Raw genomic sequence first — 8,383 nt, 5'->3', positions numbered from 1 at the left:
ACTGTTCTACGAGGTTCTGCAACGAAACCTCCTTCTCTTGCTTATTCATGATTCTCTCCTTCCTTCGTTAGGTGAAACATTTCGATATATTCCTCGATCATCTCCTTAAATACGGGCACCTGGGACTCTCGGTCTAACCAAACGAGCGAGCGAGGGAGAGCAGAAGATTCTACCTCTATCTCTACCGACGGTTCTTTCGCCGGCTCTTCGGCCGGGTAGCGGGTAATCCGAACAATCAGGTCGTCGTTGGTGAACTTTATCGTGTGAACTTTCATCGCTCACCTCCTTTCCCCGAGAACCGGGCCGTAATACCGGCCACTCCCCGATAGGCGTAGGCTGTCAGTGCGAGCGCCGGCAAGGCCAGCAAAGGCTCGCCTGTGGCCAGGGCGAACAACAAGACAAACAACGAAGCGACGAAACGGACGCTTCGCCACATCTCACGGCGAGTGAGCTTTACTTCGAGCTCTTTTTCAAAAAAACGGATTAGGTAATTTTCGAGGGCCGATGTTTTTCGCCCTTCCCTTGCCTGCGATACAGGCAACACGACTGTTTTTTTCATTTTTACAACGCATTTAAAATGAAACATATGTTAACCAAAACACGGGAAGGGAATAAAAAAGTTCCGCTCCCCGTTGCGTTACACCTAATAAGGGCAGTGGGCGCATTAACGCTCCACACGGGACGGAACTATATATTGACCGACAAGCACAAAAAATGCTCGCAGCATAACTATTGGCGAGCCTCCTCGCCCTTATCAAATGTAACGCATTACAAAGATGGGGGTTCTTTTCGAGAAAAGCAAGAGATCGGGCGAAAAAAGAAACGCTTCGCCACATTTCACGGCGGGTGAGTTTGACCTCGAGCTCCCGCTCAAAAAATCGGATTAGGTAATTTTCGAGGGCCGATGTTTTTCGCCCTTCCCTTGCCTGCGATACAGGCATTGCGATTGGATTCTTCATTTTTGTTACGCGGTTTAAAATGAAACAATATGTTGACTGGTGACGGGAAAGGGAACAAAAAAAGTTCCGCTTTCCCGTTGCGTAACACCTTGACAAGGCCGTGGGTGCATTAACACTCCACACGGGGGTCGGAACTTATATAATATCAGCCGATGGGCATAAAAAATGCCAACGGCAAAGTTGGCGAACGTCGTCGCCTTGTCAAAATGTTACGCACTACAAAGATGAGATATTTTTTTGAAACGAACAAGGGATAAGACAAAAATAAAACGGCCTCGCTTTCCCGTTGCACTACACTTGAATCAAGCAGTGGGCGCATTAACGCTCCACACGGGGGTCGGGGCCGTACTCTATACTACCGAACCGGCCGCCATTTCCTGTGTCGCCAAACAAACCATCTTGATGCGCCGAGCGCAAAAAAATGAACAGGAAAGACAGCCGATATTCGTAATGATATCCGATATCAAGTTGGAATCTATATTATTTTTTCTCTTTATACTGAGTTGCTTCTAATTCTTGTTGAATAGGCGCACTCTTCTCAGAGTCTTTCCCTTTAGAGAACGGTTCCTTAACCTTCTCTTCTTCATTTACTACTACCTCTGCCCTTGCTTTTTCTTCCTCCGCTTTACGACCCATCTCGTCAAATTTTGTATAAAGGAAACCGGTTAATACCCCGTATATTACAATAGCAACAATTCCAAAATAGAACCGTCTAGTCATTATATACTGTTTCCATGGTAATTGTTGTATTAAGACCGGAGATACAAGAAGATACAAACACATAAACAAAATCAACAGCACGCCCAATCCCATTGTGTTACAAATGAGTAATGGGAGATTTATTTCATCATTCGCAATAAATATATTTACTATTCCAAACAAAAAAGTTATTGCAGTAGTAAATATAGCGATCAAATCAAATGCTTTTTTATCGGTATTTTTAATAGATGATTTAATCTTATCGATTTCCACCTTCTCCTTAGTAACCGCATATATCATTTTCTGCGATTTGTACTGCTGTTCATAAGAATCTGCACGCTTAGCCAACGCATCATAATTATCGTTATTAACAAATGGCGATGGCACAAACAAATTCAATTCATATTTTCCCGAATATACACAAGACTCTTCAAACGGCAGTTGATATGCAACAAAAGTATGTGATTTACACCATTTTATACATTCTTTATATAAGGGAATCAATCGTTCTAACTCCGAGAATTTATCCTCCATTAAATGATCATTGATATCTTCCATATCAATATGTCTCTGGATACAATCAATAATGGATTGAATAGCTTTCTCGTAAGGGTGAAAATTTCGTATAGAAGTCTCTGCCTGTATATCTTCAATAACTCTTAATTCCTCTTTTATTTCCTTCAGCTTAATATCTTTTTTTACCCGAGTAAGAAAAGAAAATCGACAATTATAAAGATAATTATATACAGAATCCCAGGAGAACTCATCACTAATTTTCTCCAGCTCACTTTTTCCATGCTTAGGATCACTCTTATATGCACCATATACTCTTTTAAACTCAGCAATAAGATTGTCCATCAACTTAATTTGATTTTCTCTCTTTAGAGAAGTCCTATACATCTCCATTTTGGAAACAAATGGAGCTATTCTAATATTATCTTTATCTGGAACAGGTCTCTTCTCAAATAAAGAATAATCGCCTATATCAAGATCATTAGTCGGAATTTTTTCTTCCTTGAAATTTGAAGTAACATATCTAAGAGGCTCTTTTCTCACTCTACGGAGTATATATGCCGTCTTTTGCAGTAATAATGTATATATTTCTTTTACTCCAACAGAGGTATTTTGAACCATCATCTCAATGGAACTTCTTAACTCCAAAATTTTATAAGCTTGACCTTCATCAATAAACAAATAATACTCTTGTTGGCATATAGGAATTGCAATATTGTAAAATGTCTCAAGTAACGATTGCCTATCTGTCTTCCGGAATAACCTTTTCAGCCAAACATTGCTATTTTCATAGTCCGCCTTTTTATATTTGCTCCTAACAAGAAAAAAGAATGATTCATAAGACGCTAACGCATTGAACAACGAAGCTCCTAAATAAAAGACTTCTAGCTGAATACGGTCTTTAAGTGTTGTAATTGGTCCTACTGGAGGATTAGGGATATCCGCTAATTCCTGTTTAAACTTATCTAATACTGTACCAAATTCTTCCTCTCTTATATACTCCCCGGAAAGAATTGATCGAGTAAGATGTATAAAACTAAATTCTATGAAATCTTGGATTCTATTATAAAAATCTTGACATGCTTCACTATCACTATAATCTATATGGCTCCACTTCTCATTACCAAACTCAGCCACATATTTTTCATAGCATTTCTTCAATTCCATTATTCCCCTCCAATTTAATCAGTAAGACTAAACCGTTTATTGGAATCCTTGCGAATTGAATCCTTTGGCATCTTAGCACTCAATTGTCCCATAAATTCTGCGAAATCCATTGCCCGATTCCAACTATCCCATCTATGAGTAATCGCTACCAGGTCGAAGGCGTTTAATTCGATAAGTTTTTCATTCTCTGCGCGAAGAGCATTAACGGCATTTCGTATATTTTCAAATTCAGAACCCGCATATTCTGAGGAGTTATCCTCTCCACCTTCCCGCCTTTTAATAATTTTATACTCAGAAACATATGAAGGCAATGTATTTGCTTGAATTACATTATATACATCACTCTCCACCGGGCCATAGGGCATGGCATAAAAGTTATCAAATATATCCAAAAGATCATCACCCTTATCTTTCTTAGGAGCTGCCGTCAAAAATAACAATTTCAAGGCGGTGAGTTTAGACAACGGTTTGCCCTTTATCGTTTTATGATCATCTCTCCACTCCTCAAAAAGTTGGAGCATATAGTCAAAAGCCTTTATTTTTTTTTGTGTTTTTTCTACTATCCCTATCATAATTCCTTTTTGTACTTTTATTATACGAGAACAATAATACGATGAAAAGGGTCACAAACTATGGCATTATAATAAAATTTATATTGCCCTTATATCTTTGTTGGACAGAGCAAATCATACTATTTAAGCTATAATAATTGTCATGTGTTTGTTGCAAATATAGATATTTTTATTTTTAGTTATATCATTATATTGATAATATAATAAGTAATGTTCCTTAATTTGTAAAATATACAGTAACAAAATTCAGAACCTTTACACAAAATCACACATAAAGTATCAAAGAGCGACCTTAATATAAACAACTAATATTCAGGCATAAACCGGCACTTTATCCTATTATTTTTTATCCTTCTCGAACAATTTTCCAGCCTTCAAAGTTTTATTCAACTATAAACCAGTTTCTTAGGGATTCAAAAAGGGAAAATTTCCCTTTTTCTCAGAGAGTTGACCCCCCTACCGCCCTGCGGAGCGAGAGAGCCTCCCCCCCCCCGCCCCGGTCGGAATATGCCCAAAGGCCCCCCTGCCGGTGGGGCGGTGCCGGCGAGGTGCGGGGGGGTACCGTCGAACGGTAGAGAAGAAGGTGCGACCTTCTCGATGGGCGGTACCTCTCCTCTTACTTATACACAAAGCCGCCCACTTTCACAAGCAGACGGCTTCGGAGGGATCCCCCTTTACACAAACTAAAAACAACTATCAGAAATTCCAAAGGGTATAGCTAACCGAGACCCCGACAAAGGGCTGGAAGCCACGAGGGGTAAGGCCATAACCGGCACCGACCCCAAGGCTCCATCTCCGAGGCTTTTCGCGCACGGTGACGACCTGTGTCCTCGGATATAGGAAAATGCTGTCGAGGCTCGGCTGAAACCCTGAGACATAGGCGGTGAATGTGCTATCGCCATACACCTTCTGCGTGATAGGGATAGCCACCTCTATACTATCGGCCAGGGAAATAGCTGGTGCCGAACGCGCGGAAACGGAACGCTTTTCGCCGGCGGCTTCAGCCCGTGAGATTTCGGAGCCGGCTGCCTGACCAGCGAAACGGAAGAGAAGCGTGTCACCGGCTGCCAGCGAGAAGGACGGACTGTCGGCGGCATGTTGGCCGATGCCCTGGTAGAGGCTATCACTGCCAGCCGACGACATGCGTGCGGTGTCGGCTTTCAGAGAGGGGCCACCGGCGCGATGCCCATCGATGGAAGCGGACGGAAGCCGCACTACGACATATCTCACCAACTGGCTATCCCGAGGGACAGGAAGATAATAAGGGACTGTATCGAAGAAGAAGAAGGTGGTGGTGTCTCTCTCTCGATCCAGCTCGAGAGTGGGCCCGATGGGGCGAAGCCAGCCCCATAGCGCCACAATGAGGAGAACCCCGACGAATATCCAAGGGAGCGCTTTCATGTGAGGCTATCGAGATAGTGAACAATCCCGGCGACGTGTAAATCGACAATCGCCTTTTTGCCGGTGTCACTCAACAGGAAATCGACCTCTTCGCGATTGTCCTGGAACAGGTTCTCGGTGAGCACGGCCGGGCAAAGGGTATGCTTCAAGATGTAGAGATGGCCCTCTTTGTCGGGGTCTCCGTCTGTCTCATCTTTCCGGAGCATGAAGCCGGCGGCGCCGGCCGCCTCGTACAGGCAAGAGGCCAGGTCGTCGGCTTTCGTGTTCCCGACACTCGTCCAAGCCTCCCAGCCTTTGGCCGAGAGCCATTCCCCACCCTGCCCGGCGGCATTGACGTGAACCGATATAAGGATAGCCTGTTTCCCGGCATCCTGGTATAGCTTGTTTGCTCTCGATACTCGTTCTTTGAGAGGAATATCCTCCTGTTCAGGAACGAGCCGAGAGACATCGAGCCCCCTGGACTCCAACTCGGCCGCTATGAGGCGGACAAGCTCTCGGGTGTAGGCATACTCCAGGAGGCGCCCATCGGGCGAGCACTTCCCAGCTGTTTCACGGCCGTGGCGTTGTCGAGGATTATTTTCATAGCGGCATTATTTGTATTCGGGTAAAAGGTATTGAATATTCATGGCAGCATCGTGCAGAATGGGGCGAGCTTCGTTCTCGGCAGGAATATTCTCGTGAGTGAATTCGACGAAGATACTCCCCACCCAATCGTATTTATTGTCATTGAGCCGCTTGATGATAGCGGCATGGCACCCACAAGACGACAGTAGGGCCTTCGCATATCTATCGTCAACCTGCTCGTCGATGTTAGAGATGTACATAAAGAGGTTCTTGCTCATATCGGCGCTGAACTTTGCCACCTCTGCCATCTTCAGGCTGTGGATCTTTTCGCGCATTCCTTCCACGCCCTTGCGCTTCACCTCATAGTAAACCGATAGCATACACTCATTGCCCAAGGGGTGAGGCTGCACAATATAGACCCGATCGGCTTTCAGCAGATAGAGGACGTTCCACAGCTCGCCAAAGACAATCGAAGAGCTGTCGTTCCTGCGTTTGTATTTTGCCTCCTGCTCACTTTTGAAGGCTTCGATTTTCAGGTCGGTGACCTTTTCTCTCGACTTTTGGGTCGATTTCATATAGATGCTTAAAACCGTTGTGACGATTGTCCCGATGGCGGTGATAATAGCGGCCAAGTATTCCATGTTTTTCCAGCGTGTTTGATTTGCGTTTCCTGTCCATTCCGCCGAGTAGATCTCCCGGGAGGAACAGGTGATATTTTTTGAGCTTTTCTATTGATACTCCAAGTATTATGCTTATCTTTGTCTTAGCCAATCGGATATATCTATTGGCAGTCATAAGCGAAAAGTCCTTGTGTAGGCCCGACTGAAAAGTCTTTGGGCCTTTTTTCATATATTCTCCTTCAGCCTTTTCCCTTTTTCAAAAGTGAATGAAAAACCAACGCCATTGGCTGTTTCATTGCTGACAACTCGAAGTGAAAACCTGGCGATATTCGAAATTCGAGTCCTCCCGTCGAATACAGCCAGGCCAAACTGGCGAACGACAATCTGGTCTCGACTGTCGGTATCCTGTGTAGCGGTAAAAATAAACTCTTTTTTATATCGCCCATAGTGAACAATGATACTCGGGAAATTGTCTTCCACGACTTGTTTTCCTATTTCATCAGGCGAGTTTGAAATCAGGGTTGCGGCTCCAGGCATATAGGGCCATCGGTAAAATTGGAATCGTGATTTTGGGTTATTCACATTCTGCGGGATTCGCCAGCCCGCCACTCTTCGGTATCTTTTTTTGTCAACATTCCTATCCCTCGTAGAGATATGGCGCATCAGGCGAATTTCAAACGTCGAGGCGTCCACCCCATCCGGGAGGTACTCAACCGGATACAGGACAAGATTCCCTGCTTCTATTTTCAGCGTGATGTCGATGTATGGTGATGTCACTCCAATAGGGCCAGAATTTTGACCACCAATCAAGGTAGCCATATCGTCAAGAATAAGCCCGAGACTGTCGGGGGTGATGCTGTTCGCTTCGGTTTCTGCGCGGAGTGCTTTGATTTTAGCTTTGATTTCGTCGATTTGAGCCATAGTATTTCTGTTTTTCCTCAAAAATATGGCCGAACGACGAATCGTAAAAAGACAAAAAAACCGCATCCTTTTTCAAAGATGCGGGGTAAAAAATTCTCCATTAAGTTTAATCAAAACGAAAGAGCAACTAGTTCTTTTCCTAGTTTATGTAAGCCCTCTACTATTTTCTCAGCTTGCTTTCTTCGAGGCTTCGACCGACCAGCTGCATAATGCCCTAACTGTTTTTGGTTGATACCTGTAATGTATTGCAGAGCTGAGAAAGAGAAAATATTTTGATAGAAGCACAACAGGCTTTGAACATCAAATTGATATACAATTTGATACTCTTGATCAAAAATTTCAGGATAGCTATCCCCATCTGCTTTAGCACACTCAATGTAGAAATCGATGCTATCTCGGACTTCTTTCTCCAGATCGCTCCAGTCGCCAGTAACAGCCACTACCCAACCTTCCAGTAAATCGCAAGAAGCCGAATAGCCATTCTCAGTTTTCGACACATGTACAACGATACTTTGCTCAGAATTTTCCATACTTCCTATTTTTATAGCTACAAAAGTAGAATATTTACTACGATTTTCAAAAAAAGAAAAGATACCTGCAGAGAAAAATTAAAGCCCCGACCTTCACAAGCCAGGACTTCACGAGTTGTATGTAGGTTATTGGCTATTTTACGGGCTTCATCAACCAACCATGTCGCCCATCAGGATAATAGGCCGAGCGAAAACCGAGCGAGAGCATGGTCTTCGCGACATCGTTGGGCTCTAAATCGGCCATATCGTCCAGGTCGCGCAAAATATCGTCGGTGGTACGAACGACGGCCCCCTCGTCGGTGAGAGCGGCGGCCGGCACCCACTCCTGTAAATACTGTTCTACGAGGTTCTGCAACGAAACCTCCTTCTCTTGCTTATTCATGATTCTCTCCTTCCTTCGTTAGGTGAAACATTTCGATATATTCCTCGATCATCTC

General features: G+C 43.9%; 9 protein-coding genes and 1 pseudogene. All 10 read right to left on the bottom strand.

Features of this window, described 5'->3' with window-relative positions; translation table 11 throughout:
* Window positions 1–41: 41 nt before the first annotated feature.
* Window positions 42–275, bottom strand: coding sequence for a hypothetical protein (locus B5G10_RS12290; protein ID WP_087425022.1), 234 nt, complete (start codon window positions 273–275; stop codon window positions 42–44).
* On the bottom strand, window positions 272–559 hold the full coding sequence (locus B5G10_RS12285) for a hypothetical protein (RefSeq protein ID WP_087425021.1): 288 nt from the start codon (window positions 557–559) through the stop codon (window positions 272–274). Before B5G10_RS12285 ends, B5G10_RS12290 begins: the two co-directional genes overlap by 4 nt.
* An 880-nt stretch (window positions 560–1,439) precedes the next feature.
* A complete protein-coding gene (locus tag B5G10_RS12275; RefSeq protein WP_143241151.1) occupies window positions 1,440–3,338 on the bottom strand; it encodes a hypothetical protein in 1,899 nt (632 codons plus the stop codon).
* Window positions 3,339–3,352: 14 nt separating this feature from the next.
* A complete protein-coding gene (locus tag B5G10_RS12270; RefSeq protein WP_087425018.1) occupies window positions 3,353–3,910 on the bottom strand; it encodes a type II toxin-antitoxin system antitoxin SocA domain-containing protein in 558 nt (185 codons plus the stop codon).
* Between the two features lie 696 nt (window positions 3,911–4,606).
* Complete coding sequence (locus B5G10_RS12265; protein ID WP_087425017.1) at window positions 4,607–5,311, bottom strand: DUF6808 domain-containing protein; 705 nt, start codon at window positions 5,309–5,311, stop codon at window positions 4,607–4,609.
* A pseudogene (locus B5G10_RS12260) lies at window positions 5,308–5,894 on the bottom strand (N-acetylmuramoyl-L-alanine amidase). Before B5G10_RS12260 ends, B5G10_RS12265 begins: the two are co-directional and overlap by 4 nt.
* A 7-nt stretch (window positions 5,895–5,901) precedes the next feature.
* Complete coding sequence (locus B5G10_RS12255; RefSeq protein WP_087425016.1) at window positions 5,902–6,516, bottom strand: hypothetical protein; 615 nt, start codon at window positions 6,514–6,516, stop codon at window positions 5,902–5,904.
* 204 nt (window positions 6,517–6,720) lie between these two features.
* On the bottom strand, window positions 6,721–7,416 hold the full coding sequence (locus tag B5G10_RS12250) for a hypothetical protein (protein ID WP_087425015.1): 696 nt from the start codon (window positions 7,414–7,416) through the stop codon (window positions 6,721–6,723).
* A 110-nt stretch (window positions 7,417–7,526) separates the two neighbouring features.
* Complete coding sequence (locus B5G10_RS12245; RefSeq protein WP_087425014.1) at window positions 7,527–7,946, bottom strand: hypothetical protein; 420 nt, start codon at window positions 7,944–7,946, stop codon at window positions 7,527–7,529.
* Between the two features lie 133 nt (window positions 7,947–8,079).
* A complete protein-coding gene (locus B5G10_RS12240) occupies window positions 8,080–8,328 on the bottom strand; it encodes a hypothetical protein (RefSeq protein ID WP_087425013.1) in 249 nt (82 codons plus the stop codon).
* Between the last annotated feature and the right edge of the window lie 55 nt (window positions 8,329–8,383).

Origin of the sequence: Barnesiella sp. An55, from assembly GCF_002161555.1 — a bacterium.
Classification (GTDB): domain Bacteria; phylum Bacteroidota; class Bacteroidia; order Bacteroidales; family Barnesiellaceae; genus Barnesiella; species Barnesiella merdipullorum.
Note: the sequence above shows the minus strand (reverse complement) of the source record. Positions and strands in the feature narration are given on the sequence as shown.